Raw genomic sequence first — 26810 nt, 5'->3', positions numbered from 1 at the left:
CCCGGCCCGGCGTCGTACGGGTCCGGGCCCGCCGGATACGGCGCACCCGGCCGCATCCGGCCAGCAGCAGGGCTGCCCCGGCCGTGACCAGGGGCGGCACCAGATCGACGGAGATCACCGCCGCGCACCCCTCACCGCAACCGGAACACCGGTTCGAGTCGTCCCCGCTGGCACCACGCTCGGAGCGTAAGCGCGGCGACCGGTCACCGCGACCGGAGACGGACCACAGGGAGGGGACACCGTGGCCGACACGGAACCGGGAAACACCGAACTGAGAAGCACCGAACCGGGAAACACCGAACTGAGAAGCACCGAACCGGGAAGCACCGAACCGGGAAGCACCGAACCGAAAGCCGCCGACGGCGAGGACGGGCCACCGGGGCCACCCGCATCCGACGACGAAAGCGGCACAGGCGGTGCGGGTGGGAACCGGGACGCCGAAGGCGAAGCCGAGGCGACCCGACGAACACGCCGCCGTACCCGCATCCGCCGGACGGCCATAGCCGTCCTCCTGGTCCTGCTCGTCCCCCTCCTCACCGCCGAGACAGCCCTCCGCGTCAACTACACGGGCGACCCCGCCGACGGCACTTACACCAGAAACCGCGACGCGATGTGGCTCGGCCACGCGTGGGTCGACGGCCGTAAGGACGACGCGGACCTCGCCGCCTTCGCCCGCCGGGGCAAGGCGACCGGCATCCGCGACCTGTACGTCCACACCGGCCCGATGGAGCACGACGGCACGCTGCCGAAGTCCCTCTACCCCAAGGCCCGCTGGCTGGTGGACGCCGTGCACCGCGAGCTGCCCGGCGTCCGCGTCCAGGCCTTCCTCGGCGACGTCCTCGCCACCGAGAGCCCCGACGGCATGCGCCTGGAGAAGCCCGCCACCCGCGCCGCCGTCGTCGACTCGGCCCGCCAGGTCCTGGACGTCGGTTACGACGGAGTCCACCTCGACCTGGAACCGCTGCACTCGGGCGACGGCGACTACCTCTCGCTCCTGGACGACGTCCGCGCCGTCACCCGCGCCCGTGACGCGCAGCTCTCCGTCGCCGCCCACCAGATCGACCCGCTGCCCGGCTTCCACTCCTTCTGGGGCACGGTCGCCGGACACCCCAAGTGGTGGTCGCAGGAGTTCTTCGGCCAGGTCGCCCGCCGCGTCGACCAGATCGCCGTCATGTCGTACGACACGATGCAGCCGCTGGAGAGCCTGTACGGCGGCTACGTCGCCCAGCAGACCTCGCTGGCCCTGGAGGTCACCCCGCCGACGACCCACCTCCTGATGGGCCTGCCCTTCTACCACGAGAACCGCTTCGGCCACTGGAACCACGCGGAGACCGTCGCCGCCGCCGTCCGCGGCGTCCGCCTCGGCCTGTCCCGCACGGACGCCGACCGGGAGAGGTTCGGCGTCGCCGCGTACATCGACTTCGCGGCGACGGAGCAGGACTGGGCGTCGTACCGGGACGGCTGGGTGCGCTAGGGGGTGTCCCGGGACCGGCGGCCGATCTTCGCGCCCAGCCAGACCAGCGGGTCGTACTTGCGGTCGACGGCCCGCTCCTTCAACGGGATCAGCGCGTTGTCCGTGATCCTGATGCCCTCCGGGCACACCTCCGTGCAGCACTTGGTGATGTTGCAGAAGCCGAGGCCGTGCTCGTCCTGGGCCGTGCGCGAGCGGTCCAGGCCGGTGTCACCGGCGGCGTCCAGCGGGTGCATGTCCAACTCGGCGACGCGCATGAGGAAGCGCGGGCCCGCGAAGGCGGGCTTGTTCTCCTCGTGGTCCCGCACGACATGGCAGGTGTCCTGGCACAGGAAGCACTCGATGCACTTGCGGAACTCCTGCGAGCGGTCCACGTCCTCCTGCATCATCCGGTACTCGCCGGGACCGAGGTCGGCGGGCGGCACGAAGGCCGGGACCTCGCGGGCCTTGGTGTAGTTGAAGCCGACGTCCGTCACCAGGTCCCGGATCACCGGGAAGGCGCGCAGCGGCGTGACGGTGATCGTCTCCTCGCGGCTGAACACGGACATGCGGGTCATGCACAGCAGCCGCGGCCGCCCGTTGATCTCGGCCGAGCACGAACCGCACTTGCCCGCCTTGCAGTTCCAGCGCACCGCGAGGTCGGGGGCCTGGGTGGCCTGGAGGCGGTGGATGATGTCGAGGACCACCTCGCCGTCGTTCACCTCGACCGTGAAGTCCTCGAGGCCACCGCCCTCCACGTCACCGCGCCACACCTTGAAGCGGGCCTCGTAACCGCTCATTCGGACCGGCCCTCCAGTTCCTCGTCGGCGAGGTACTTCACCAGCTCCTCCTTGTCGAAGAGGGCGAGCAGGTCGGGCCGGATGGGCTCGGTGGTCTGCCGCTCCAGGGCGATCCGGCCGCGCTCCGGGTCCGTCGCCGCGGGATCGCCCGCCGCCCCGCCCGCCGGGTCGGCCAGCGAGCAGAGCAGGTTGGCCGGGCGCCAGCGCCGGTCCATCGACGGATGGTCCTCGCGGGTGTGCCCGCCGCGCGACTCGGTGCGCTCCAGCGCGGCCCGCGCCACGCACTCGCTGACCAGCAGCATGTTGCGCAGATCCAGGGCGAGGTGCCAGCCCGGGTTGAACTGCCGGTGCCCCTCCACCCCGGCCCGGCGGGCGCGCACCCGCAGCTCCGCCAGCTTCTCCAGGGCCTGTTTCATCTCCGCCTCCCGGCGGATGATCCCCACCAGGTCGTTCATGGTCTGCTGGAGTTCCTGATGGAGGGTGTACGGGTTCTCCGGCGGGCCCGCGTCGGGCTCCTGCGCCTCGGCGGAGAAGGGCCGCAGGGCCTCCGCGGCGGCCGCGTCGACCTGGGCGTCGTCGACCCGGGCGCGGGTGCCCTCCGCCGTCCGCCCCGCCGCGTACTCGGCCGCGTACCGGCCCGCCCGGCGCCCGAACACCAGCAGGTCGGACAGCGAGTTGCCGCCCAGCCGGTTGGAGCCGTGCATGCCGCCCGCCACCTCACCGGCCGCGAACAGTCCCGGCACCCCGCGGGCGGCGGCGGTGTCGGAGTCCACGGCGATGCCGCCCATCACGTAGTGGCAGGTCGGCCCGACCTCCATCGCCTCCGCCGTGATGTCCACGTCCGCCAGCTCCTTGAACTGGTGGTACATCGAGGGCAGCCGGCGCCTGATCACCTCGGCGGGCATCCGGGTCGACACGTCGAGGAAGACGCCGCCGTGCGGTGAGCCCCGGCCCTCCTTCACCTCGGCGTTGATCGCGCGGGCGACCTCGTCGCGGGGGAGGAGTTCGGGCGGGCGCCGGTTGTGGTCCGGGTCGTCGTACCAGCGGTCGCCCTCGGCCTCCGACTCGGCGTACTTCTCCTTGAAGACGTCCGGGACGTAGTCGAACATGAACCGCCTGCCCTCGGAGTTCCTCAGTACCCCGCCGTCGCCGCGCACCGACTCGGTGACGAGGATGCCCTTCACCGAGGGCGGCCAGACCATGCCCGTCGGGTGGAACTGCACGAACTCCATGTTGAGCAGCGGCGCCCCGGCCAGCAGCGCCAGGGCGTGGCCGTCGCCGGTGTACTCCCACGAGTTCGACGTCACCTTGAACGACTTGCCGATGCCGCCCGTCGCGATCACCACCGAGGGCGCCTGGAGGACGAAGAAGCGGCCGCTCTCGCGCTCGTAGCCGAAGACCCCCGAGACCTTCCGGTCCTCCTGGAGCACGCGGGTGACCGTGCACTCCTGGAAGACCTTCAGCCGGGACTCGTGGTCCCCGGTCTCGCGGAAGTCCTCCTGCTGGAGCGAGACGATCTTCTGCTGGAGGGTGCGGATCAGCTCCAGGCCCGTGCGGTCGCCGACGTGGGCGAGGCGCGGGTACTCGTGGCCGCCGAAGTTGCGCTGCGAGATCCGGCCGTCCTTCGTCCGGTCGAACAGCGCGCCCCAGGTCTCCAGCTCCCACACCCGTTGCGGGGCCTCCTGGGCGTGCAGCTCGGCCATCCGCCACTGGTTGAGGAACTTGCCGCCGCGCATGGTGTCGCGGAAGTGGACCTGCCAGTTGTCCCCGGAGTTGACGTTGCCCATGGAGGCGGCGATGCCGCCCTCGGCCATCACCGTGTGCGCCTTGCCGAACAGCGACTTGCAGATCACGGCCGTACGGGCGCCCCGCTCGCGGGCCTCGACGGCGGCGCGCAGCCCGGCACCGCCCGCGCCCACCACGACGACGTCCCATTCCTGCCGGTCGACCACGGACATCAGAAGGCCTCACTCGTCAGAAGAAGCGCGGATCGTCGAAGACACCGGACGCGACCAGGTACACGTAGAAGTCGGCGAGCGCCACGCTCACCAGGGACGCCCAGGCCAGCTGCATGTGCCGGGCGTTGAGCCGGCCGACCAGCTGCCACATCCGGTAGCGCACGGGATGCCGCGAGAAGTGCTTGAGCTTGCCCCCGACGATGTGCCGGCAGGAGTGGCAGGACAGGGTGTACGCCCAGATCAGCGCGATGTTGGCGAGGAAGACCAGGGTGCCGAGCCCCATGTGGCCCCAGGCGTAGTGCTCGTCGCGGAAGGCGAGCACGGTGTCGTAGCTGAGGATGCCCGCGACCAGGAGCGCCGCGTAGAAGAAGTACCGGTGGACGTTCTGCAGGATCAGCGGGAAGCGGGTCTCGCCGGTGTACTTGCGGTGCGGCTCGGCCACCGCGCAGGCCGGCGGGGAGGCCCAGAAGCCCCGGTAGTAGGCCTTGCGGTAGTAGTAGCAGGTCAGGCGGAAGCCGAGCGGGAAGATCAGGATGATGATCGCGGGGGAGATGCCCCACCAGGTGCCGAAGAGCTCCCAGTTGGGCCCCGAGCGCATCGGCTCGCAGTTCTCCGCCAGACACGGGGAGTAGAAGGGCGAGACGTACGGGGCCGCGTAGTAGTCGGCGTTCGCGAAGGCCCGCCAGGTCGAGTAGACGACGAAGGCCAGCAGGCCCGCGGCGGTGGCGGCCGGTGCCAGCCACCAGCGGTCGGTGCGCAGGTGCCGGGCGCGGATGGCGGCACGCGTCGGGGTGTGGACGCCACCGCCCGGGGGACGGTCTTCGGTGGCTGGCGGTTCGGTACCAGTGGCCACTGGGCGGCTCCGGTCGGGTCGGGTCGGGTTGAGGGCCTTTCTCGAGTCCCCGGAGCAGGCCCTAGGGGGCGCGCCGGTCGCGGGCGCCGAGACCCTCGTCGTCCGAGTCCGTCCACAGGGAGCCGTCGTACGGCGTGTCGGGGATCGGGACGAGGTCCGGACGCCTGGGCGCCTGAGGCGCGGCAGTCGCCGCCCGCAGCAGCGCGACGCTCTCGCGCAGGTGGTCGGCGTCGGTGCGGACCCGGCGGACTTCCAGGTCGCCGCTGCCCAGCTGCTGTTCCAGCCGGGTCACCGTCCGGGACAGTTCGTCCAGGCTGCGCTGCACCGATGACAGATCGTCGTGCACGGACAAGACGTGACCTCGCTTCCGTCGGACACGGCAGTGGGCCGCCGGCCTTGGGGGGCTACGTTCATGCGCCTGAGAGTGTCGCGCGTCACACCAGTCGCTGGGAAGGGATGTGCAGCGATTGGCCGGGGCGCGTCGGTGCACCGCGGGCGGCATTGCGCCGCACGGGTGACCTTACGCACCGTCGTCGCCGTGTCTCCGAGCGTGGCGGAACCGTTTCCCCTTCAGTGGCCGCATCCCCGTCCGGATACAAATGATCAACTTGAATACCGCACATACGGCAAATACGGCACAACGCAGCGAACGCGGCCTTCCGGAGGTAGCAGAGATGTCCCACGTCGGCGTCGGACCGCGCGCGGTCATGCGTGCGGTCGCCTTCCTCACCACGGGCGTCCTCGCGGTCCCCGCGCTGGCCGGCTGCACCTCCGAGGACCCGGCGGGCAAGCCGCTGGCCGAACAGGACGTCGCCGCCGCGGCCCGCGCCAGGATCTCCGACGGCGGCACCCTGCGCTGGGCCGTGGACTCCGTACCGGACACGCTGAACGCCTTCCAGTCGGACGCCGACGCCACGACGACCCGCGTCGCGCAGGCCGTGCTGCCCTCGATGTACCGGATGGACGAGACCGGCAGCCCCGTGCGCAACCCCGACTACCTGGAGTCGGCCGAGGTCGTCGACACCGAGCCCAAGCAGGTCGTCGTCTACAAGCTGAACCAGCAGGCCGTCTGGAGCGACGGCCGGGAGATCGGCGCCGCGGACTTCGCCGCCCAGTGGCGCGCCCTGTCCGGCAAGGACAGCGCCTACTGGACCGCCCGCAACGCGGGGTACGACCGCATCGAGAAGGTCGAGCGCGGTGCGAACGACCTGGAGGTCAAGGTCACCTTCAGCCGGCCCTACGCCGACTGGAAGGCCCTGTTCACGCCCCTGTACCCGAAGGACGTCACGGGCACCCCGGACGCCTTCAACGACGGCGCGCGGCGGGCCCTCAAGGTCAGCGCCGGGCCCTTCGCGGTCAAGAAGGTCGACACCAAGGGCGACCAGGTGGTCCTCACCGGCAATCCCCGCTGGTGGGGCGAGCCGGCGAAGCTGGACGAGATCGTGCTGCGCGCCGTCCCCCGCGACGAGCGGGTCTCCGAACTGGTCGCCGGCAAGCTCGACCTCGCCGAGATCGACCCGGAGACCGCCGACGAGGTCACCCTGGCCGCCGGTCCCCGGGACCCCGCCACCGGCACCCCGCTCATGGGACCCGGGGGCACCCCGGCCGCGGGCCCGCAGGGCAGGTCCGCCGCCGAGGCGCTGCGCTCCTGGGCCATCGCCAACGGCTCCGACGAGGAGGCCGCCGAGGAGGAGGTCCTCGCCCGCGAGGAGCGCGGCGAGGCCGCGGCGAAGGCCCGGCGCCGGCAGCAGGCCCTGAGCGGCTTCGAGCTCCGCAAGTCCCTGGAGCCCGCCTACACCCAGCTCGCCCTCAACGGCGCCGAAGGCCCCCTCGCCGACGAACGCGTCCGCAGGGCCGTGGCCCGCGCCCTGGACCGCGAGGAGCTGGCCGAGGCGGTGCTCAAGCCGCTCGGTCTGCCCGCCGAGCCCGTGGGCAGCCACCTCGCGCTCTCCGGCCAGCCCGCCTACGCCGACGGCAGCGGCGCCCTCGGCGAGCAGAACGCCAAGGAGGCCCGAGCCCTGCTCGCGGACGCCGGATGGGTCCCCGGCGGCCCGGTGAAGAAGAAGGACGGCGAGGAGGCGGCCGGCGCCGAGAAGGACGAGAACAAGGACGAGGACAAGAAGGACGAGGAGAAGTCCGAGGGCGGCGACGACGGCACGTACATCGTCGGCGAGGACGACAAGAACAAGGACGGCAAGAACGACGACGGCGGGAACGACGACGCCGGCGACGCCAAGGACGGCGCCGACCGGGAGAGCGGCGAGAAGCACAGCAGCGGCAAGAACACCGCGCAGGGCGGCGCACCCGGCGCCTACGCCCCCAAGGGCACCGCGGCCCCGGCCGGCGCGGCGGCGGCCCCGCTCGCCAAGGACGGCAAGGAGCTCACCCTCCGCTTCGTGCTCCCCTCCGGTCCCGGCTCCGGCACCCTGCGCACCGTGGCCGACCGCATCACGGACATGCTGAAGGAGATCGGCATCGGCACCAGGATCACCAAGGTGCCGGACGAGAGCTACTTCAAGGACCACATCGCCGCCGGCGAGTACGACCTGGCGCTCTACTCCTGGCCCGCCTCCGCGTTCCCCGCCACCGACGCCCGTCCCATCTACGCCAAGCCCGTCCCGGCCGCCGACGGTTCCCTGAACGTCGCCCAGAACTACACCCGGGTCGGCACCGACCAGGTCGACCAGCTCTTCGACCGGGCCCTGGCCACCCTGGACCAGAAGGAATCCCGGGACCTGCTGCGCAAGGCCGACTCGCGGATCTGGGCGGCGGCCGGCTCCGTTCCCCTCTACCAGCGCCCCCAGCTGACGGCGGCCCGCAAGAACCTCGCCAACGCCGGCGCCTTCGGGTTCGGGACACCGGTCTACGAGGACATGGGCTTCCTCAAGAAGGGTGCCCAGGGCTCCCGGCCCACCGCCCCGGCCTCGCCCTCCCCCTCGTCCTGAACCCTCCCGGCAAGCCGCAGCCTCCGGGGCCCCGTACCATTGGGTGAGGCCGTGGCATGTACCGCCCGGCAGGCCCGCGTGACACGGACGTACGCGAGGGCCGTCCACACACCCTCCGGGAGTACGCCTCATATGGCCACGCGCCACGACATCCGCAACGTCGCCATCGTCGCCCACGTCGACCACGGCAAGACCACCATCGTCGACGGAATGCTGAAGCAGGCCGGCGCCTTCGCCGCGCACCAGCTCGAAGGCGTCGACGACCGCATGATGGACTCGAACGACCTGGAGCGTGAGAAGGGCATCACGATCCTCGCCAAGAACACGGCGGTGAAGTACCACCCGAAGGATGGCGGCGACGTCATCACCATCAACATCATCGACACCCCCGGCCACGCCGACTTCGGCGGCGAGGTCGAGCGCGGTCTGTCGATGGTCGACGGTGTCGTGCTGCTCGTGGACGCCTCCGAGGGTCCGCTGCCGCAGACCCGGTTCGTGCTGCGCAAGGCGCTCAGCCAGCGGCTGCCGATCATCCTGTGCATCAACAAGACGGACCGGCCGGACGCCCGCATCGACGAGGTCGTCAACGAGACCTACGACCTCTTCCTCGACCTGGACGCCGACGAGGAGCAGATCGAGTTCCCGATCGTCTACGCCTGCGGCCGGGACGGCGTCGCCTCCCTCACCAAGCCCGAGGACGGCACGGTCCCCTCCGACTCCACCAGCCTGGAGCCGTTCTTCTCGACGATCCTGGACCACATCCCGGCGCCGACCTACGACGAGGACGCCCCGCTCCAGGCCCACGTCACCAACCTGGACGCCGACAACTTCCTCGGCCGCATCGCGCTGCTGCGCGTCCACCAGGGCGAGCTGAAGAAGGGCCAGACCGTCGCCTGGATGAAGCGCGACGGGTCCGTGCAGAACGTGCGGATCTCCGAGCTGATGATGACCGAGGCGCTCACCCGCAAGCCCGCCGAGAAGGCCGGCCCCGGTGACATCTGCGCGGTCGCCGGCATCCCGGACATCATGATCGGCGAGACCCTGGCCGACGTGGAGAACCCGGTCCCGCTGCCGCTGATCACGGTGGACGAGCCCGCGATCTCCATGACCATCGGCACCAACACCTCCCCGCTGGTCGGCCGCGGCGCCACCGGCAAGGGCGCCGACAACAAGGCGGTCGTCAAGGACCGCAAGGTCACCGCCCGTCAGGTCAAGGACCGCCTGGACCGCGAGCTGATCGGCAACGTCTCGCTCCGCGTCCTGGACACCGAGCGCCCCGACGCCTGGGAGGTGCAGGGCCGCGGTGAGCTGGCGCTGGCCATCCTGGTCGAGCAGATGCGCCGGGAGGGCTTCGAGCTGACCATCGGCAAGCCGCAGGTCGTCACCAAGGAGGTCGAGGGCAAGACGTACGAGCCCGTCGAGCGGATGACGATCGACGTGCCCGAGGAGCACATGGGCGCGGTCACGCAGCTCATGGGCGTGCGCAAGGGCCGGATGGACAACATGTCCAACCACGGCTCGGGCTGGGTCCGCATGGAGTTCGTGGTCCCCTCCCGCGGCCTGATCGGATTCCGGACGGAGTTCCTCACCCAGACCCGCGGCACCGGCATCGCGCACTCCATCCACGAGGGCCACGAGCCCTGGTTCGGCACCCTCACGACCCGTAACAACGGCTCGCTGGTCGCCGACCGCTCGGGTGCCGTCACCGCGTTCGCGATGACCAACCTCCAGGAGCGCGGTGTGCTCTTCACGGACCCCGGCACCGAGGTGTACGAGGGCATGATCGTCGGCGAGAACTCCCGCGCCGACGACATGGACGTGAACATCACCAAGGAGAAGAAGCTCACCAACATGCGGTCGTCCTCGGCCGACTCGTTCGAGGCGATCGTCCCGCCGCGCAAGCTCTCCCTGGAGCAGTCCCTGGAGTTCTGCCGCGACGACGAGTGCGTCGAGGTGACCCCCGAGGCCGTCCGGATCCGCAAGGTGAACCTGGACGCCCGCGAGCGCGCCCGCGCCGCCAGCCGCGCCAAGCACGGCTGACCCCACCGCACGGCGGACGGCACCGGACCCCACGGTTCACGTGGGGTCCGGTGCCGTTCGGCGTGTTGGCGACGCGGGCGGGAGTCGGGTGTAGGGAAAACCCTCGATTTCCCGGCGGGGCGGCACAGGGCGGGCAGGGCCGCACTAACCTGCGCGGAAGCACTCCGCCCGGAGCGCCGGCGGGCAGCCCCGTCCGGGGGCCGGGCGGCCGGCGCCGACGGCCGTGCCGGGCGCGGGACATACCTGGGGGTCAGCTTGCACCCCGTGCACGTTACGCGCAATCAATTTCTGTCGCGCGGACGTCCGCTATACGGACGGTCACCACCGTTAGATGTGTAACAAGTCCGTTTCGCAGCGATCTCGTACCAAACCCTTTGTCCGGATTTTGAAAGATCTGGCCCCTATCTGTGATCGAACCGAGACCTCGAACCTGTGGTTCGTTCCCCGGAGGATGGCAGATAGTTAGGCGCGTAGAGCTCGGATAAACGGGTCACGCGCTGACGGGGCGCAGGCTCGCGAGCGTGAGGGTGCACGGCGATCTCATCACCGGCCGATGGCTGGAACGTGACGCGTGCTCCTCTTTGCGGTGAACCAGCGGATTCATGAGGAGGAACCCATGCGAGGTGCCACAAGCGCCATATGGGTCGCGTCGTCCCCGATGGCAGGTGTAGGCCCCGCGGGTGCGTTCAGTGCCGTCACGGTTGATGCGGCAGCGGCCCGGCGTCGCGAACTTCCTTGACGTCGTGTGCCGTCGGCCGGCAGTCGCCGGCCGTGAGCCAGGGTTCTCCCGGGGCCGTGCTGCCCCTCCGTCTTTGTTCCCCTCGCGCGCTGCGAAAGACGTACGCCGTGCGAAGGCCGTCGGCTCCCGCACTCCCGACGACCTCCAACCTGTGAAATGGACGAATCATGACGAGTCCAATCGAGATTGAGGGTGCTGAAGCCTCTTCCGTCTTGGACAAAGAGAGCGCGCCGCAGGGCGACGCCCCGAAGCCCAAGGAGCCGGAAGGGCGCAAGCCCGGCCAGTTGATGTGGGCGCGCTTCAAGCGCGACCGGGCCGGTGTGATCTCTGCCTTCGTCGTCCTGTTCTTCTTCGTGATCGCGGCGGCGGCGCCGCTGATCTCGATGGTCTACGGCAAGGACCCGTACACGCTGTACGGTCAGGACAACCCCGACCTGCTGGACATGTTCACCATGCCCGCGGCGCCGTACGGCGGCATCGACGGCGACTTCTGGTTCGGCATCGAACCGGGCCTGGGCCGCGACGTGTTCACCCAGCTGCTGTACGGCATGCGCAACTCGATGGCCACCGCGCTGGCGGCGACCATCATCATGACGGTGCTGGGTGTCCTGATCGGCCTGGCCGGCGGCTACTTCGGCGGCAAGATCGACTACTGGCTCGGCCGGATCACCGACTTCTTCATGGCCCTGCCCAGCCAGCTCTTCTTCGTCGCCGCGATGCCCGTCATCACCACGGTGTTCGTCGCTCCCGACAAGGAGACGCCCACCTACGTGCGCGCCGCCGCGATCATCATCGTGCTGTCCTTCCTGGGCTGGATGAGCATGGCCCGCATCGTCCGCGGTGCCACGATGTCCCTGCGCGACCGGGAGTTCATCGAGGCCGCCCGCATCTCCGGGGCCTCGCCCTGGCGCATCCTCCGCAAGGAACTGCTGCCCAACATCGTCACTCCGACGCTGGTACAGGCGACGCTCACGCTGCCGAGCACCATCCTCAGCATCGCGTTCCTGTCCTTCGTGGGCGTGGGGTACGTCGAGCCCACGCCGGACTGGGGACGGATGTTCGCCATCGGCGCGGACATCGTCGAGCAGGACCCCTACTACATGCTCTTCCCCGGAGTCGCCATGGTGATCTTCATCGTGGCCTTCAACCTCCTCGGTGACTCGGTCCGGGACGCCTTCGACCCCAAGGGAAACCGCTGAGGCCAAGGGGAACCCCCCACATCCTCGCCCGGCCGGTTCGGCGCCGCTCAGCCCGGCCTCCGGCCACGTACCAGCAGTGCTCACTACTCACAGGCAGGTGGATTCGTCCTCATGAGCATTCTCCGTAACCGCACCGCCACGGCCGCCATAGTCGCGGTCGCAGCCGGCGCCCTGACCCTCACCGCCTGCGGTGGTGGCGACAGCGACAGCTCCGCCAAGGACAACAGCAAGAAGAAGGAAGACGCCAAGTCGCAGTCGAAGCCGGTCCAGATCGGCGACGCGCAGGCGTCCACCGGCCCGGCCCCCGAGGTCCCGGGCGCCAAGCCGGGCGGCACCATGACCGTCTACCAGACGGCGGACTTCTCCCACCTGGACCCGGGCCAGATCTACGTCTCGGACGGCAAGCTGCTCGGCCGCCTCATCTTCCGCGGTCTGACTCAGTACGACGAGGACGAGAACGGCAACCTGACCGTCGTGGGCGACCTCGCCACCGACGCGGGCAAGCAGACCGACGGCGGCAAGACCTGGACGTACACCCTCAAGGACAACTTGAAGGACGCCAACGGCAACCCGATCAACTCGGCGGACATCCGCCACACGATCGAGCGGATGTACTCCAGCTACATCACCGACGGCCCGACGTACCTCCAGCAGTGGCTGTCCGGCGACGGCACCACCTACCGCGACGCCTACGCGGGTCCGGACAAGGGCAAGCACCTGCCCGACAACGTCCTGGAGACGCCGGACGACAAGACGATCGTCTTCCACTTCAAGACGGCTCGCCCCGACCTCCCGCAGATGCTGACCATGCCCGGTTACAGCGTCGTCCCGGAGGAGACGGACACCAAGGAGAAGTACGACTCCGCGCCCGTCGCCGCCGGTCCGTACAAGATCGCCGAGTTCAAGCCCGGCAAGTCGATGAAGCTGGTCAAGAACACCCAGTGGGACCCGAAGTCCGACTCGGTGCGCCACCAGTACGTCGACGGCTTCAACATCGAGATGAACCACGACGACGAGGACCAGACCAAGACCCTCCTCGCCGACCAGGGTGGCGCCAAGAACGCCATGATGTTCACCGGCCAGGTCGCCACGACGCAGCTCCAGAAGGTCGTCGGCGACAAGGACGCGATGAAGAACCGCACGATCCAGGGCTACGCGCCCTACGTGTGGCAGCTCAACTTCAACATGAACCGCGTCAAGGACAAGAAGCTCCGCGACGCCATCACCCTGGCCCTGCCCTCCGACTCGGTCTTCAAGGCCGACGGCGGTGCCTACGGCGGTGAGGTCGCCAACTCGCTGATGTCGCCCACCACCCCGGGCTACGACGAGGCGTTCGACCCGTTCGGCCGCGCCAAGAAGCCGAACGGCGACATCGAGGCCGCCAAGAAGCTCATCAAGGAAGGCGGCTTCGAGGGCAAGAGCCTCGTCTACGCCTACGCCAACACCCCTGAGCGGCAGAAGCAGGCCGTCCTGATCTCCACCGCCCTGGAGAAGATCGGTCTCGACATCCAGAAGAAGGAGATCGACTCCGCCACCTGGTACGAGCAGGTCGGCAAGGTCGACAACGGGCTGGACCTCTACATGACCGGCTGGGGCCAGGACTGGCCGTCCGCCTCCACGGTCATCCCGCCGGTCTACGACGGCAAGCAGATCCAGGACGGTGCGTCGAACTACTCGCACATCAACGACGACCACGTCAACTCCGAGATCCAGCGCATCCAGCAGATCACGGACACGGCTGAGGCCACCAAGGCCTGGGCGGAGCTGAACGAGTACATCTCCAAGGAAGTGAACCCGGCCGCCCCGATCTACTACACCAAGGTCTTCCAGATCTTCGGTTCGAACGTCGGCGGCATCCGCTACAGCTCGGACTCGAGCTACGTGGACGTGACCCGGGTCTTCCTCAAGAAGTAACCCGTCCGGTCGGGAAACGGTGGCGGGCGCGCTGCGGAGCGCCCGCCACCGGGCCCGGACCGACTCCAGTCCTCCCCATCCCCTTGCCGCAGTCCTGAGAGCAGCTGTCTGCCATGCTTCAATTCCTCATTCGCCGGTCCTTCGGCGCGGTGCTGATCCTGGTGTTGATCAGTGCCTTCACCTTCTTCATGTTCTTCGCGATCCCGCAGGACCCGGCCATGCTGGCCTGTGGCAAGAACTGCACTCCGGACGCGCTGGAGATCATCCACAAGAACCTGGGCCTCGACCAGCCGGTCACGGTCCAGTACTGGCATTTCCTGGCGGGCATCTTCACCGGGCGCGACTTCGCGGTCGGTCACTGCGACGCCCCCTGCTTCGGCGTCTCCTTCGCGAACAACCAGAACGTCTGGGACACGATCCTCGACCGCTTCCCGCTGACCGTCTCGCTGACCGTCGGTTCCCTGATCGTCTTCCTCATCGTCGGCCTCGGCGCCGGCCTGCTGGCCGCCAGGAACCGCGGCACCTGGATCGACAAGGTGTTCAGCTCCGGCTCGCTGGTCGTCAGCTCCCTGCAGATCTACTTCCTCGGCCCGCTCGTCCTGCTCGCGCTCGTCTACAGCACCGGCTGGCTGCAGAAGCCCAAGTACGTGCCGATCTCCGAGGACGCCGCCGGCTGGTTCGCCGGCCTGCTGATCCCCTGGATCGTCATGGCGACCATCTTCACCGCCAACTACACCCGTATGAGCCGGTCGTCGATGATCGAGCAACTACAGGAAGAGCATGTGAGGGCGGCCCGTGCCAAGGGCATGTCGAGCAACTACACCTTCTTCCGCTACGCCTGGCGCGGCTCGCTCGTGCCCATCGTCACCATCCTCGGCATCGACCTGTCCGCGCTGATGGGCGGCGGCATGGTGACCGAGATGACCTTCGGCCTGGCCGGCATCGGCCGGCTCGCGCTGGACTCGGTCATCAACAAGGACCTGCCGATGCTGATGGGCGTCATGCTGGTCAGCGCCGCGCTCATCATCGTCTTCAACCTGATCGTGGACGCCATGTACGCAGTCATCGACCCGCGCGTGCGCCTGTCCTAGGAGAACCACCGTGACCACTCAGACCAAGCCCGAAGAGGCCCCGGCCGCCGCCGCGGGGGACGCGTTTCTCTCGGTGCGCGACCTCAAGGTCCACTTCTCCACCGAGGGCGGCGTCGTCAAGGCGGTGGACGGTCTCTCCTTCGACCTGGAGCGGGGCAAGACCCTCGGCATCGTCGGCGAGTCCGGCTCCGGCAAGTCGGTGACCAACCTGGCCGTCCTCGGCCTGCACGACCGCCGCAGGACCGCCATCGACGGATCGATCACGCTGGACGGCCAGGAGCTGACCGACGCCAGTGAGAAGCAGCTGGAGAAGCTGCGCGGCAAGAAGATGGCGATGATCTTCCAGGACGCGCTGACCGCGCTGTCGCCGTACTACACGGTCGGCCGGCAGATCGCGGAGCCGTTCATGAAGCACAACGGCGCGTCCAAGAAGGACGCCCGGGTGCGCGCCATCGACCTGCTGCAGAAGGTCGGCATCCCGCACCCGCAGAAGCGGGTCGACGACTACCCGCACCAGTTCTCCGGCGGTATGCGCCAGCGCGCCATGATCGCCATGGCCCTGTCCTGCAACCCGGACCTGCTGATCGCGGACGAGCCCACCACGGCGCTCGACGTGACCGTCCAGGCGCAGATCCTCGACCTGCTCAAGGACCTCCAGCAGGAGTTCGGCTCCGCGATCATCATGATCACCCACGACCTGGGCGTGGTCGGCAACATGGCCGACGACATCATGGTCATGTACGCGGGCCGGGCCGTGGAGCGCGGCACGGTGCGCGAGGTGCTCAAGTCCCCGCAGCACCCGTACACCTGGGGTCTGCTGAGCTCGATGCCGAACCTCACGTCCGACGTCGACGAGCCGCTGATGCCGATCCCGGGGTCGCCGCCCTCGCTGATGAACCCGCCCTCCGGGTGCGCGTTCCACCCGAGGTGCGGCTTCACCGACCTGGTCTCCGGCGAGCGTTGCTCGGGGGAGCGTCCGACGCTCCCGCACGGCCGTGCCGCCGCCTGCCACCTGACGGGAGACCAGCGGCAGCAGGTGTTCATCGAGAAGATTCAGCCCCGGCTGGGCTGAGCGGAAACCGGCGACTGGGGCATCACCATGAGCGACAACAGCAAGACGACCACAGCGGTGGCCGACGACTTCCCGCAGCAGCGGGACGGCGACACCGCGCCGCTTCTCAAGGTCAGCGGCCTCTCGAAGCACTTCCCGATCAAGGGCGGCTTCCCGATCAAGCGCACCGTCGGCCACGTCAAGGCCGTCGACGGCGTTGATTTCGAGGTCTTCCCGGGCGAGAGCCTCGGCCTCGTCGGCGAGTCCGGCTGCGGCAAGTCGACCACCGGCCGGCTGCTGACCCGGCTGTACGAGCCGACCCAGGGCAGCATCGAGTACCGGGGCAAGGACATCACCCGGGCCAACCGGCGGGAACTGGCGCCGGTCCGGTCCGAGATCCAGATGATCTTCCAGGACCCGTACGCGTCCCTGAACCCGCGGCAGACCGTCGGCACGATCATCTCGGGCCCGATGGAGATCAACGGGATCAACCCGCCCGGCGGCCGGGAGAAGCGCGTCCGCGAGCTCCTGGAGATCGTCGGTCTCAACCCGGAGCACTACAACCGCTTCCCGCACGAGTTCTCCGGCGGCCAGCGGCAGCGCATCGGGGTGGCGCGCGCCGTCGCGCTGCAGCCGAAGCTCATCGTCGCCGACGAGCCGGTCTCGGCCCTCGACGTGTCGATCCAGGCCCAGGTGGTGAACCTGCTGCAGGAGGTGCAGCGGGAGATGGGCATCGCGTTCGTCTTCATCGCCCACGACCTGGCGATCGTGCGGCACTTCTCGCAGCGCGTCGCGGTGATGTACCTGGGCAAGATCGTGGAGATCGCGGACCGCGACTCGCTCTACAACCGCCCCCGTCACCCGTACACGCACGCGCTGCTGTCGGCCGTGCCGGAGACGGACCTCGACGCCGAGAAGCGGGAGCGGATCCGGCTCGAGGGCGACGTGCCCTCGCCGATCTCGCCGCCCTCCGGCTGCCGGTTCCGCACCCGGTGCTGGAAGGCGCAGGACAAGTGCGCCACCGAGGAGCCGCCGCTGGTGCAGCTCTCCGGGAACCGGGAGGGCCACCTGACGGCCTGCCACTTCCCCGAGGAGGGCTCGACGGAGGCCAGGGCCGAGGACATCGTCATGGACCCGGGTCTGAAGGCGATGGAGGACGGCGCCGACGGCGGCGCGACCCTCTCCAAGGGCTGAGCACAGAAGGCAGCAGGGAAGGGGGGGGGGGGGGGGGCCCCCCCCCCCCCCCCCCCCCCCCTTCCGTATGCCGCCACACCTCCCGCACCCGTCCGGAGGACACCGGCAACCCGTATGGACCGGACGGGTGTGCGCCCCCGAGTACGCCCTTCGAAGCTGGACCGGAACGGACCAGCGGACGAGTCAGGGCACGAGGAGGCACTCCATGCGCGGAGCCACGCACGCCAGATGGGCCGCTTGCGCGGCGGCGGTAGCCCTCGCGGCGACGGCCTGCGGCGGCGGGGGCGGGGACGGAGGCAGCGGCGGCGGCAGCGGCGGCGTGCTCAGCTCCTCCTGGGGCGACCCCCAGAACCCGCTGGAGCCGGCCAACACCAACGAGGTGCAGGGCGGCAAGGTCCTCGACATGATCTTCCGGGGCCTGAAGAAGTACGGCCCCGGGACCGGCGAGGCGCAGAACATGCTCGCCGAGAAGATCGACACCTCCGACTCGCAGAACTTCACCGTCACCGTCAAGGACGGCTGGACCTTCAGCAACGGCGAGAAGGTCACCGCGCAGTCCTTCGTGGACGCCTGGAACTACGGCGCGAGCCTGAAGAACAACCAGCGCAACGCGTACTTCTTCGCCTACATCGACGGCTACGACAAGGTGCACCCCGAAAGCGGCTCGCAGAGCACCGACACGCTCTCGGGGCTGAAGGTGACCGGCCCCCGCACCTTCACGATCAAGCTCAGCCAGAAGTTCTCCACGTTCCCCGACACCCTCGGCTATCCGGCCTTCGCGCCGCTGCCCAAGGCGTTCTTCGACGACCACGACGCCTGGCTGAAGAAGCCCGTCGGCAACGGCCCCTACCAGGTCGACAACTACACCCGCGGCTCCCAGATGTCCCTGCGCAAGTGGGACGACTACCCCGGCCCGGACAAGGCGCAGAACGGCGGCGTGGACCTCAAGGTCTACACCGACAACAACACCGCCTACACCGACCTGATCGCGGGCAACCTCGACCTCGTCGACGACGTCCCGGCCTCCCAGCTCAAGAACGTCAAGAACGACCTCGGCGACCGGTACATCAACACCCCGGCGGGCATCATCCAGACCCTCGCCTTCCCGTTCTACGACAACGACTGGAACAAGTCCGGCTCGGAGAAGGTCCGCAAGGGCCTGTCCATGGCGATCGACCGCAAGCAGATCACCGACACCATCTTCCAGAACACCCGCACCCCGGCCACCGACTGGACCTCACCGGTCCTCGGCAAGGACGGCGGCTACAAGCCGGGCCTGTGCGGGGACGCCTGCGAGTACAACGCCGCGGAGGCCAAGAAGCTGGTCAAGGAGGGCGGCGGACTCCCCGGCGGGCAGGTCAAGATCACCTACAACGCCGACACCGGCTCCCACAAGCAGTGGGTCGACGCGGTCTGCAACTCCATCAACAACGCCCTGGACAACGACCGCGCCTGCGCCGGGAACCCGGTCGGCACCTTCGCCGACTTCCGCAACCAGATCACCAACCAGAAGATGAGCGGCCCCTTCCGCGCGGGCTGGCAGATGGACTACCCGCTCATCCAGAACTTCCTCCAGCCGCTGTACTACACCAACGCCTCCTCCAACGACGGCAAGTGGTCCAGCAAGAAGTTCGACGACCTCGTCGACCAGGCCAACGCCGAGACCGACACCGCCAAGGCCGTCGGCCTCTTCCAGCAGGCCGAGGAGGTCCTCAGGGACGACATGGGGGCCATCCCGCTCTGGTACCAGAACGGCAGCGCAGGCTACTCCGACCGGCTCTCCAACGTGAAGCTCAACCCGTTCAGCGTCCCGGTCTACAACGAGATCAAGGTCGGCTGAGGGGGCGCCATGGGACGCTACGTCGTCCGGCGGCTGCTCCAGATGATCCCGGTCTTCATCGGGGCCACGCTGCTGATCTTCCTGATGGTCAACGTGATGGGCGACCCCATCGCGGGCCTGTGCGGCGACCGGGAGTGCGACCCGGCGACGGCCGCGCAGCTGCGGCACGAGTTCGGCCTCGACCAGCCGGTGTGGCAGCAGTACGCCACCTACATGGGCAACGTCTTCACCGGCGACTTCGGCACCGCCTTCAACGGCCAGCCGGTCACCGAGCTGATGGGGACGGCGTTCCCGGTCACCATCCGGCTCACGATCGTCGCGATCCTCTTCGAGATCGTCGTCGGCATCATCCTGGGCGTCCTCACCGGCCTGCGCCGCGGCCGTCCCGTCGACACCGGGGTGCTGCTGCTGACCCTCGTCGTCATCTCCGTGCCCACCTTCGTCACCGGCCTGCTGCTCCAGCTGCTGCTCGGCGTCAAGTGGGGCTGGATCGACCCGGCCGTCTCCTCCGAGGCGGCCTTCGGCGAGCTGATCGTCCCCGGCCTGGTCCTCGCCTCGGTCTCGCTGGCCTACGTCACCCGGCTGACCCGCACCTCCATCGCCGAGAACCGGCGCTCCGACTACGTCCGCACCGCCATCGCCAAGGGCCTGCCCCGCCACCGGGTCATCACCCGGCACCTGCTGCGCAACTCCCTCATCCCCGTCGTCACCTTCATCGGTACCGACATCGGCGCGCTGATGGGCGGCGCCATCGTCACCGAGCGGATCTTCAACATCCACGGCGTCGGCTACCAGCTCTACCAGGGCATCCTGCGCCAGAACACCCAGACCGTCGTCGGCTTCGTCACCGTCCTGGTCCTCGTCTTCCTCGTCGCCAACCTCGTCGTCGACCTCCTGTACGCCGTACTCGACCCGAGGATCCGCTATGCCTGAACAGGAGCCCTACGAGCCCGAGCGCGCCATCGCCGGCACCGGCATGGGCGGCACGATGGACCTCGGCGCCAGCGAGGCGGTCACGCTGGAGCAGCCGCCGGGCCCGGACGGGGCCGACCCCCGGGACAAACCCCGCAGCCTGTGGACCGACGCCTGGCACGACCTGCGCCGCAACCCCGTCTTCATCATCTCGGCGCTGGTGATCCTCTTCCTGATCGTCATCTCCATCTGGCCCTCGCTGATCGCCTCCGGCAGCCCCCTCAAGTGCGACCTGGCCAAGGCGCAGGAAGGCTCCCAGCCCGGCCACCCCTTCGGCTTCAACGGCCAGGGCTGCGACGTCTACACCCGCACCGTCTACGGCGCCCGCACCTCGGTCGCGGTCGGCATCCTCGCCACCCTCGGCGTCGCCCTCCTCGGCAGCGTCCTCGGCGGCCTCGCCGGGTTCTTCGGCGGCGGCGGGGACGCGGTCCTGTCCCGGATCACCGACATCTTCTTCGCGATCCCGGTCGTCCTGGGCGGCCTCGTCCTGCTCTCCGTCATCACCAGCAACACCATCTGGCCGGTCATCGGCTTCATCGTGCTGCTCGGCTGGCCGCAGATCTCCCGCATCGCCCGCGGCTCCGTCATCACCGCCAAACAGAACGACTACGTGCAGGCGGCGCGGGCGCTGGGCGCCTCCAACTCCCGGCTCCTGCTGCGCCACATCGCGCCCAACGCCGTCGCGCCCGTCATCGTCGTGGCGACCATCGCGCTCGGCACCTACATCTCCCTGGAGGCGACCCTGTCCTTCCTCGGCGTCGGCCTGAAGCCGCCCAGCGTCTCCTGGGGCATCGACATCTCCTCCGCCGCCCCCTACGTGCGCAACGCCCCGCACGCGCTGCTGTGGCCGTCCGGGGCGCTCGCCATCACCGTCCTCGCGTTCATCATGCTCGGCGACGCGGTGCGCGACGCCCTCGACCCGAAGCTGAGGTGAGCGACCGCATGCTGCTCGAAGTGCGCGACCTGCACGTGGAGTTCCACACCCGCGACGGTGTCGCCAAGGCCGTCAACGGCGTCAGCTACGGCGTGGACGCGGGCGAGACCCTCGCGGTGCTCGGCGAGTCCGGATCCGGCAAGTCCGTCACCGCCCAGACGATCATGGGCATCCTCGACATCCCGCCGGGCAGGGTCACCGCGGGGGAGATCCTCTTCGAGGGCCGGGACCTGCTGAAGCTGAAGGAGGAGGAACGCCGGAAGGTCCGCGGCGCCGAGATGGCGATGATCTTCCAGGACGCGCTGTCCTCGCTGAACCCGGTCCTGACCGTCGGCGCCCAGCTCGCCGAGATGTTCACCGTGCACCGCGGCATGTCCCGCAAGGACGCCCACGCCAAGGCCGTCGAGCTGATGGACCGGGTCCGCATCCCGGCCGCGAAGGAGCGGGTGCGGCAGTACCCGCACCAGTTCTCCGGCGGGATGCGCCAGCGCATCATGATCGCGATGGCGATGGCCCTGGAGCCCAAGCTGATCATCGCCGACGAGCCGACCACCGCCCTCGACGTCACCGTCCAGGCCCAGGTCATGGACCTGCTCGCGGAACTCCAGCGCGAACTGCACATGGGCCTGATCCTCATCACCCACGACCTCGGCGTGGTCGCCGACGTCGCCGACAAGATCGCCGTCATGTACGCCGGCCGGATCGTCGAGACGGCACCCGTCCACGACATCTACAAGGCCCCGGCCCACCCGTACACCCGCGGCCTGCTGGAGTCGATCCCGCGCCTGGACCAGAAGGGCCAGGAGCTGTATGCCATCAAGGGCCTGCCGCCCAACCTGACCCGGATCCCGCCCGGCTGCGCCTTCCACCCCCGCTGCCCGATGGCCCAGGACGTCTGCCGCACCGACGTACCTCCCCTCTACGACGTCACCGAGTCCGACGCCGAGCGGGGCAGCGCCTGCCACTTCTGGAGGGAGTGCCTGCATGGCTGAGACCACGGAGCCGATCCTCGAAGTCCGCGGCCTGGTCAAGCACTACCCGCTGACTTCCGGCATCCTCTTCAAGAAGCAGGTCGGCGCGGTCAAGGCCGTCGACGGCGTGGACTTCGAGCTGGCCCGCGGCGAGACGCTCGGCATCGTCGGCGAGTCCGGCTGCGGCAAGTCCACGGTCGCCAAGATGCTGGTCAACCTGGAGCGGCCGACGGCGGGGGAGATCCGCTACAAGGGCGAGGACATCACCCGCCTGTCGGGCCGGGCCCTGAAGTCCGTACGCCGGAACATCCAGATGGTCTTCCAGGACCCCTACACCTCCCTCAACCCCCGCATGACCGTCGGCGACATCATCGGCGAGGCCTACGACATCCACCCCGAGGTGGCCCCGAAGGGCGACCGGCGGCGACGGGTCCAGGACCTGCTGGACGTGGTCGGCCTGAACCCGGAGTACATCAACCGCTACCCCCACCAGTTCTCCGGCGGCCAGCGCCAGCGCATCGGCATCGCGCGGGGTCTGGCGCTGCGCCCGGAGATCATCGTCGCCGACGAACCGGTCTCGGCCCTCGACGTGTCGGTCCAGGCCCAGGTGATCAACCTGATGGCCCGGCTCCAGGACGAGTTCGACCTCTCGTACATCTTCATCGCCCACGACCTGTCGATCGTCCGGCACATCTCGGACCGGGTCGGCGTGATGTACCTGGGCCGCATCGTCGAGACCGGCCGGGACGAGGAGATCTACGACCACCCCACGCACCCCTACACCCAGGCGCTGCTGTCCGCCGTACCGGTGCCCGACCCGGAGGCCCGGGAACACCGCGAGCGGATCATCCTGTCCGGCGACGTCCCGTCCCCGACCAACATCCCCTCGGGGTGCCGCTTCCGCACCCGCTGCTGGAAGGCGCGGGAGCGGTGCGCGCTGGAGGTACCGGCCCTGGCCGTTCCCGCCGAGTTCCGCTCGGTCTCCGGGCCCGCCGCGCACGACTCCGCCTGCCACTTCGCGGAGGAGAAGCAGGTGGTGCCACCCGAGGGCGAGGGCGAGGGCGGGGGCAGCGGGCCGGGGTGACATGGTCCCCGGCCCGCTTACGGCACCCGCACGGCCGTACGCCGATCAGCGTCGCGGGCCCGTGTGTCGGGACCGCTTCGCCGAAGTTACCCGCGTGTCAAAGGCGTGGGCGTACGGGTGACGCGGCCGGCGTCACGCCGGGGCGGGCAGCGACCGCTTGAGGAAGTCCACCTGGAGCCGCAGCAGGTTCTCGGCGACCGACTCCTGCGGGGTCATGTGGGTGACGCCGGACAGGGGCAGCACCTCGTGCGGGCGGCCGGCCGCCAGCAGGGCCGAGGACAGGCGCAGCGAGTGGGCGACCACCACGTTGTCGTCCGCCAGGCCGTGGATGACCATCATGGGCCGGTGCGGCTCGGCGGCGTCGACCAGTCCGGCGTCGTCGATCACCGAGTTGCGGCGGTAGACGTCCGGCTGCTCACCGGGGTCGCCGAGGTACCGCTCCTGGTAGTGGGTGTCGTAGAGCCTGAGGTCGGTGACCGGGGCGCCCACGACGGCGGCGTGGAAGACGTCCGGCCGGCGCAGCGCCGCGAGGGCGGCGAGATAGCCGCCGAAGGACCACCCCCGGACGGCGACGCGGTCCAGGTCCAGCGGGAAGTCGGCGGCGAGGGCGTGCAGCGCGTCCACCTGGTCCTGGAGCACCACAGCGGCCACGTCGTCCTTGACGGCCTTCTCCCAGGCGGGGGAGCGCCCCGGAGTGCCCCGCCCGTCGGCGACGACCACCGCGAACCCCTGGTCCGCGAACCACTGCGAGGTGAGGTGGGCGTTGTGCGCGGCCACGACGCGCTGACCGTGCGGACCACCGTAGGGGTCCAGGAGGACCGGGAGGGGGGTGTCACCGTGGTAGTCCGTTGGCATAAGCACGGCGCACGGGACGCGTCGTGCGCCCCCCTGGGTGAGGGTCACGCGCGGGGACAAACCGGGGTCTTCCGCATACGAGGCGATGGTCGCCGCGGCCTTCCCGTCCCGCAGTACCCGTACTCGGGCTCCCGGCCGGTCGAGGGTCGCGGAGACGAGCACCGTCACGCCCCCGGCGCGTACCGCCGAGTGCACACCGGGCTCCTGCGACAGGCGTTCGACGCCCAGTTCGTTCACCCGGTAGACGTGCACCTCGCCGATCTCCGCCTCGGCCGCCTCCTCGCCCGCCGAGGCGGAGACCAGCACGTCGTCGGCGCCGACGTCCAGCACCGCCCGCAGGTGCAACTGGGCCCCGGTGAGCAGTCGTTCGCCCACCGCGAGCACCCGCGCACCGCCCTCGTCGGCGATCCGCACGAGTTGGCCCGAGGGGCTCCAGCAGGGCACCCCGGGGAAGAGTTCCAGCCAAATTGGATCTTCGTCGGCGTGCACCATCCGGGTCGTCCCCGACTCGGTGTCCACCGCCAGGAACAGCTGGCTGCGCTGGTCGCGCGCCTGTACGAGAAGCAGCGGCGCACCCGCGGCTGACCAGTGCACTCGCGCCAGATACGGATACCGCGCCCGGTCCCACAGGACCTCCGTGCGCCCCCCGTCGAGACCGACCACGAACAGCCGTACGTCCGCGTTGGGGGTGCCCGCCGCCGGGTACGGCACGTGTTGTGGATCACGCCCGGGATGGGCCGGGTCGGAGATCCACCAGCGCTGGACCGGCGTGTCGTCCACGCGGGCGACCAGCAGGCGGTCCGACTCCGGGCTCCACCAGAAGCCCCGGCTGCGCGACATCTCCTCGGCCGCCACGAACTCGGCGAGCCCGTACGTGACGCCCTCGCCGTCCGCCTCGGCCAGGGCCCTGTCCCCGTCCCCCTCGGCGCCCACCACGCGCAGGGCGCCCTGGGCGACGTAGGCGACGTGCCGGCCGTCGGGGGAGGGGCGCGGGTCGATCACCGGCCCGGGGGTGGGCAGTTCGCGCGCGGTGCCGACCTGCAGCTCGGCCACGAAGAGCCGCCCTGACAAGGCGAAAGAGGCCAGCTCGACCGACGAGTCGGTGGCGTAGCCGACGATCCCGGCGCCGCCCTCGCGGCTGCGCTCGCGCCGGGCCCGTTCCTCGGGGGACAGCCGTTCCTGGGCGCCGCCCAGAAGGGCGCGGGGGTCGGCGGCCATGCGCTCCCCGCCCTTCTCGGCATCGAGCACCCACAGCGAATTGGCCCGGTCCGTACCGGTACCGGAGCGCAGGAAGGCGACCCGTGAACCATCGGGTGCCACGGTGAACGAACGCGGCGCGCCGAGCGTGAACCGCTGGGTGCGGGCGTGCCGTTTGGGGAAGGAGTCGGACTCGGTCGTCATGCCTTGACCATATTGGCCATGCGCCCCCTTGTGCGGCCGTGCGCCGAGAGATGCGCGCGCACGGATAGTTATGATCACTAGCGCATAGTGGGTATCAACCAGGTGCCCGCTGCGTGGATTTATCTGCTCCGAGCTCCGACTGCGACCGACCCCCCATGTCCCTGGGCCCATTGGAGGTGAGCCGCCGTGGCACTCTCGATTTCGGCGGTTGTGCTGCTGGCGATCATCGTCTTCCTGCTGGTCAAGAAGTCAGGCTTGAAGGCGGGGCATGCGGTGGTGTGCATGCTCCTCGGCTTCTACCTGGCCTCGTCGACGATCGCCCCCACGATCAGCGAGCTGACGACCAACATCGCGGGGATGATCGGAGACATCAACTTCTGACCGTGCCGGCCACGAAGCAGACCCAGGCCTCCGGCGCCAGCGCGAGCCGGGGGCCGGTGTCCGGCAGGTTCTTCGAGTCGCGGACGTGGACGGTGCCGGGGGCGAGGGCGACCTCGACGCAGGAGTCCGTTTCCCCACCGCTGCTGTAGCTGCTCTTGGACCACACCAGTCCTGTGGACGAGGACGTGCGGATCATGTCTCCCCCAGCAGTTGCTCGATGAAGGCGGCCGACTCACACGGGGTGAGGGCCTGCGCCCGGATGATGCCATACCGTAGTTCGAGGATACGGACCTGCCTGAGGTCGGTCACCGGGCGGCCGTTGGCAACACCCGGCGAGCGACCGACCGCCGTGCCGTCCTCGAACTTCAGGACCTCGATGGCACCGTCCACCCCGGCGTGCTCCTCGCGGTCCATCGGCATCACCTGGATCTCGACGTTCGGCAGTCGCCCGAGCATCAGCAGGTGTTCCAGTTGCCGCCGTACCACGTCCGTTCCCCCGAGCCGCCGTCGGAGCGTCCACTCGTCCTGCACGAAACCGAGTTCAGGCGCCGGGTCGCGCTCGAAGACGGCTTTGCGAGCTGTACGCGCAGCCACGCCCCGCTCGATCTCGTCCTCCGCGTAACGAGGTCGTCGCATGCGAAACAGTGCTCGGGCGTAGTCGGGCGTCTGCAGGAGTCCGTGAACGTTCACCGGGTCGTACAGCTGGAGCTCCACCGCCCGCGCCTCCATCTGCGCGAGATCCCGCACCTTCTTCGGGTACCGGACCTTCTTCACGTCCTCCTTCATGGCCGCGACGAGCCCACCGGCGGTCAGCACCTCGTCCGCCCTGTCCAGGTACTCGGGGCGCGGGATCCGCCTGCCGCCCTCGACCTTGTACACGAGGTCCTCCCCGTACCCGATCGCCACCGCGAAGTCGGGAGCCCGCATCCCCGCCGCCTCCCGGCGCAGCCGGAGCTGCCGCCCCACCGTGGCGATCACGGCCAGGGCCCAGTCGTCGTCCGGATCCACCTCCCACCCCGGTTCGTCGACCTGGTCCGTCCCGGCGTCCACCGACATGTCGCACCCCTCCTTGGTCCCGCCTCGCACGGCCGTGCCCTACCCGGAACAACGCCGACGACAGTGCCGACGGCACTGGACA

General features: G+C 69.6%; 21 protein-coding genes. 14 read left to right on the top strand and 7 right to left on the bottom strand.

All coding sequences use genetic code 11. The annotated features are described in order from the left end of the window. Positions 1-241 precede the first annotated feature (241 nt). The gene (locus tag R2E43_RS13020) at positions 242-1474 is read left to right on the top strand and encodes a glycoside hydrolase family 18 protein (RefSeq protein WP_189283847.1); all 1233 of its coding nucleotides are present in this window, start codon (positions 242-244) and stop codon (positions 1472-1474) included. Here the strand turns inward: R2E43_RS13020 and R2E43_RS13015 are convergent. From R2E43_RS13015 to R2E43_RS13000, 4 genes are all read right to left on the bottom strand, one after another. After that, complete coding sequence (locus R2E43_RS13015) at positions 1471-2250, bottom strand: succinate dehydrogenase/fumarate reductase iron-sulfur subunit (protein WP_189283848.1); 780 nt, start codon at positions 2248-2250, stop codon at positions 1471-1473. The two genes, R2E43_RS13020 and R2E43_RS13015, sit on opposite strands and share 4 nt — an antisense overlap. Further along, complete coding sequence (locus R2E43_RS13010; protein ID WP_332056220.1) at positions 2247-4208, bottom strand: fumarate reductase/succinate dehydrogenase flavoprotein subunit; 1962 nt, start codon at positions 4206-4208, stop codon at positions 2247-2249. Before R2E43_RS13010 ends, R2E43_RS13015 begins: the two co-directional genes overlap by 4 nt. 16 nt (positions 4209-4224) lie before the next feature. Then, positions 4225-5061 (bottom strand): hypothetical protein, encoded by an 837-nt coding sequence (locus R2E43_RS13005; protein ID WP_011030062.1) that lies wholly within the window; start codon positions 5059-5061, stop codon positions 4225-4227. A gap of 61 nt (positions 5062-5122) precedes the next feature. Next, positions 5123-5413 (bottom strand): hypothetical protein, encoded by a 291-nt coding sequence (locus R2E43_RS13000; RefSeq protein WP_003973869.1) that lies wholly within the window; start codon positions 5411-5413, stop codon positions 5123-5125. A gap of 322 nt (positions 5414-5735) precedes the next feature. On the opposite strand from R2E43_RS13000, the gene R2E43_RS12995 reads away from it, so the two are divergent. The 12 genes from R2E43_RS12995 to R2E43_RS12940 all read left to right on the top strand — a co-directional run bounded on the left by R2E43_RS12995 (position 5736) and on the right by R2E43_RS12940 (position 23035). Then, positions 5736-8006: an ABC transporter family substrate-binding protein gene (locus R2E43_RS12995; protein WP_332056219.1), complete on the top strand. Its 2271-nt coding sequence runs from the start codon at positions 5736-5738 to the stop codon at positions 8004-8006. A gap of 132 nt (positions 8007-8138) precedes the next feature. Continuing rightward, positions 8139-10046: a translational GTPase TypA gene (gene typA, locus R2E43_RS12990; protein ID WP_003973866.1), complete on the top strand. Its 1908-nt coding sequence runs from the start codon at positions 8139-8141 to the stop codon at positions 10044-10046. Between the two features lie 906 nt (positions 10047-10952). After that, positions 10953-11984, top strand: a complete 1032-nt coding sequence (locus R2E43_RS12985) for an ABC transporter permease (RefSeq protein ID WP_003973865.1) — start codon at positions 10953-10955, stop codon at positions 11982-11984. A 111-nt stretch (positions 11985-12095) separates the two neighbouring features. After that, a complete protein-coding gene (locus R2E43_RS12980; RefSeq protein WP_003973864.1) occupies positions 12096-13898 on the top strand; it encodes an ABC transporter substrate-binding protein in 1803 nt (600 codons plus the stop codon). A 113-nt stretch (positions 13899-14011) separates the two neighbouring features. Beyond that, positions 14012-14989, top strand: a complete 978-nt coding sequence (locus R2E43_RS12975) for an ABC transporter permease (RefSeq protein WP_093456942.1) — start codon at positions 14012-14014, stop codon at positions 14987-14989. Positions 14990-14999: 10 nt separating this feature from the next. Continuing rightward, entirely contained in the window at positions 15000-16061 is a 1062-nt protein-coding gene (locus R2E43_RS12970; protein ID WP_003973862.1) for an ABC transporter ATP-binding protein, read from the top strand. 27 nt (positions 16062-16088) lie between these two features. Continuing rightward, positions 16089-17234 (top strand): ABC transporter ATP-binding protein, encoded by a 1146-nt coding sequence (locus tag R2E43_RS12965; protein ID WP_003973861.1) that lies wholly within the window; start codon positions 16089-16091, stop codon positions 17232-17234. Between the two features lie 205 nt (positions 17235-17439). Then, positions 17440-19074, top strand: a complete 1635-nt coding sequence (locus tag R2E43_RS12960) for a peptide ABC transporter substrate-binding protein (RefSeq protein WP_332056218.1) — start codon at positions 17440-17442, stop codon at positions 19072-19074. 9 nt (positions 19075-19083) lie between these two features. Beyond that, entirely contained in the window at positions 19084-20007 is a 924-nt protein-coding gene (locus R2E43_RS12955) for an ABC transporter permease (RefSeq protein WP_003973859.1), read from the top strand. After that, on the top strand, positions 20000-20980 hold the full coding sequence (locus R2E43_RS12950; protein WP_003973858.1) for an ABC transporter permease: 981 nt from the start codon (positions 20000-20002) through the stop codon (positions 20978-20980). The genes R2E43_RS12955 and R2E43_RS12950 overlap by 8 nt, the downstream gene beginning before the upstream one ends. 8 nt (positions 20981-20988) lie before the next feature. After that, positions 20989-21972 carry an ABC transporter ATP-binding protein gene (locus R2E43_RS12945; RefSeq protein ID WP_011030066.1) on the top strand — a complete coding sequence of 328 codons (984 nt, stop codon included), beginning with the start codon at positions 20989-20991 and terminating at the stop codon, positions 21970-21972. Beyond that, positions 21965-23035 carry an ABC transporter ATP-binding protein gene (locus tag R2E43_RS12940; protein WP_332056217.1) on the top strand — a complete coding sequence of 357 codons (1071 nt, stop codon included), beginning with the start codon at positions 21965-21967 and terminating at the stop codon, positions 23033-23035. Before R2E43_RS12945 ends, R2E43_RS12940 begins: the two co-directional genes overlap by 8 nt. Positions 23036-23167: 132 nt before the next feature. On the opposite strand, the gene R2E43_RS12935 is transcribed toward R2E43_RS12940, so the two are convergent. Then, positions 23168-25291, bottom strand: a complete 2124-nt coding sequence (locus R2E43_RS12935) for a S9 family peptidase (RefSeq protein WP_332056216.1) — start codon at positions 25289-25291, stop codon at positions 23168-23170. A 186-nt stretch (positions 25292-25477) separates the two neighbouring features. Here R2E43_RS12935 and R2E43_RS12930 point away from each other — a divergent pair, with 186 nt between their 5' ends. Further along, entirely contained in the window at positions 25478-25672 is a 195-nt protein-coding gene (locus tag R2E43_RS12930; RefSeq protein ID WP_003973854.1) for a membrane protein, read from the top strand. Here the strand turns inward: R2E43_RS12930 and R2E43_RS12925 are convergent. Together R2E43_RS12925 and R2E43_RS12920 are read right to left on the bottom strand one after the other, a co-directional pair. Next, the gene (locus R2E43_RS12925; protein ID WP_003973853.1) at positions 25662-25868 is read right to left on the bottom strand and encodes a DUF397 domain-containing protein; all 207 of its coding nucleotides are present in this window, start codon (positions 25866-25868) and stop codon (positions 25662-25664) included. The genes R2E43_RS12930 and R2E43_RS12925 overlap by 11 nt on opposite strands. Next, complete coding sequence (locus R2E43_RS12920) at positions 25865-26728, bottom strand: helix-turn-helix domain-containing protein (protein ID WP_003973852.1); 864 nt, start codon at positions 26726-26728, stop codon at positions 25865-25867. The genes R2E43_RS12925 and R2E43_RS12920 overlap by 4 nt, the downstream gene beginning before the upstream one ends. Positions 26729-26810 lie beyond the last annotated feature (82 nt).

It is taken from the genome of Streptomyces violaceoruber, from assembly GCF_033406955.1.
GTDB classification, from domain to species: domain Bacteria; phylum Actinomycetota; class Actinomycetes; order Streptomycetales; family Streptomycetaceae; genus Streptomyces; species Streptomyces violaceoruber.
This window is presented reverse-complemented; position numbering and strand designations above follow the sequence as displayed.

Excerpts from the sequence above, each read along its gene's own strand:
- R2E43_RS13015 (WP_189283848.1), bottom strand. The coding sequence starts at position 2,250 with ATGAGCGGTTACGAGGCCCGCTTCAAGGTGTGGCGCGGTGACGTGGAG.
- R2E43_RS13010 (WP_332056220.1), bottom strand. The coding sequence starts at position 4,208 with ATGTCCGTGGTCGACCGGCAGGAATGGGACGTCGTCGTGGTGGGCGCG.
- R2E43_RS12995 (WP_332056219.1), top strand. The coding sequence starts at position 5,736 with ATGTCCCACGTCGGCGTCGGACCGCGCGCGGTCATGCGTGCGGTCGCC.
- typA (WP_003973866.1), top strand. The coding sequence starts at position 8,139 with ATGGCCACGCGCCACGACATCCGCAACGTCGCCATCGTCGCCCACGTC.
- R2E43_RS12985 (WP_003973865.1), top strand. The coding sequence starts at position 10,953 with ATGACGAGTCCAATCGAGATTGAGGGTGCTGAAGCCTCTTCCGTCTTG.
- R2E43_RS12980 (WP_003973864.1), top strand. The coding sequence starts at position 12,096 with ATGAGCATTCTCCGTAACCGCACCGCCACGGCCGCCATAGTCGCGGTC.
- R2E43_RS12975 (WP_093456942.1), top strand. The coding sequence starts at position 14,012 with ATGCTTCAATTCCTCATTCGCCGGTCCTTCGGCGCGGTGCTGATCCTG.
- R2E43_RS12965 (WP_003973861.1), top strand. The coding sequence starts at position 16,089 with ATGAGCGACAACAGCAAGACGACCACAGCGGTGGCCGACGACTTCCCG.
- R2E43_RS12960 (WP_332056218.1), top strand. The coding sequence starts at position 17,440 with ATGCGCGGAGCCACGCACGCCAGATGGGCCGCTTGCGCGGCGGCGGTA.
- R2E43_RS12955 (WP_003973859.1), top strand. The coding sequence starts at position 19,084 with ATGGGACGCTACGTCGTCCGGCGGCTGCTCCAGATGATCCCGGTCTTC.
- R2E43_RS12950 (WP_003973858.1), top strand. The coding sequence starts at position 20,000 with ATGCCTGAACAGGAGCCCTACGAGCCCGAGCGCGCCATCGCCGGCACC.
- R2E43_RS12945 (WP_011030066.1), top strand. The coding sequence starts at position 20,989 with ATGCTGCTCGAAGTGCGCGACCTGCACGTGGAGTTCCACACCCGCGAC.
- R2E43_RS12940 (WP_332056217.1), top strand. The coding sequence starts at position 21,965 with ATGGCTGAGACCACGGAGCCGATCCTCGAAGTCCGCGGCCTGGTCAAG.
- R2E43_RS12935 (WP_332056216.1), bottom strand. The coding sequence starts at position 25,291 with ATGACGACCGAGTCCGACTCCTTCCCCAAACGGCACGCCCGCACCCAG.
- R2E43_RS12925 (WP_003973853.1), bottom strand. The coding sequence starts at position 25,868 with ATGATCCGCACGTCCTCGTCCACAGGACTGGTGTGGTCCAAGAGCAGC.
- R2E43_RS12920 (WP_003973852.1), bottom strand. The coding sequence starts at position 26,728 with ATGTCGGTGGACGCCGGGACGGACCAGGTCGACGAACCGGGGTGGGAG.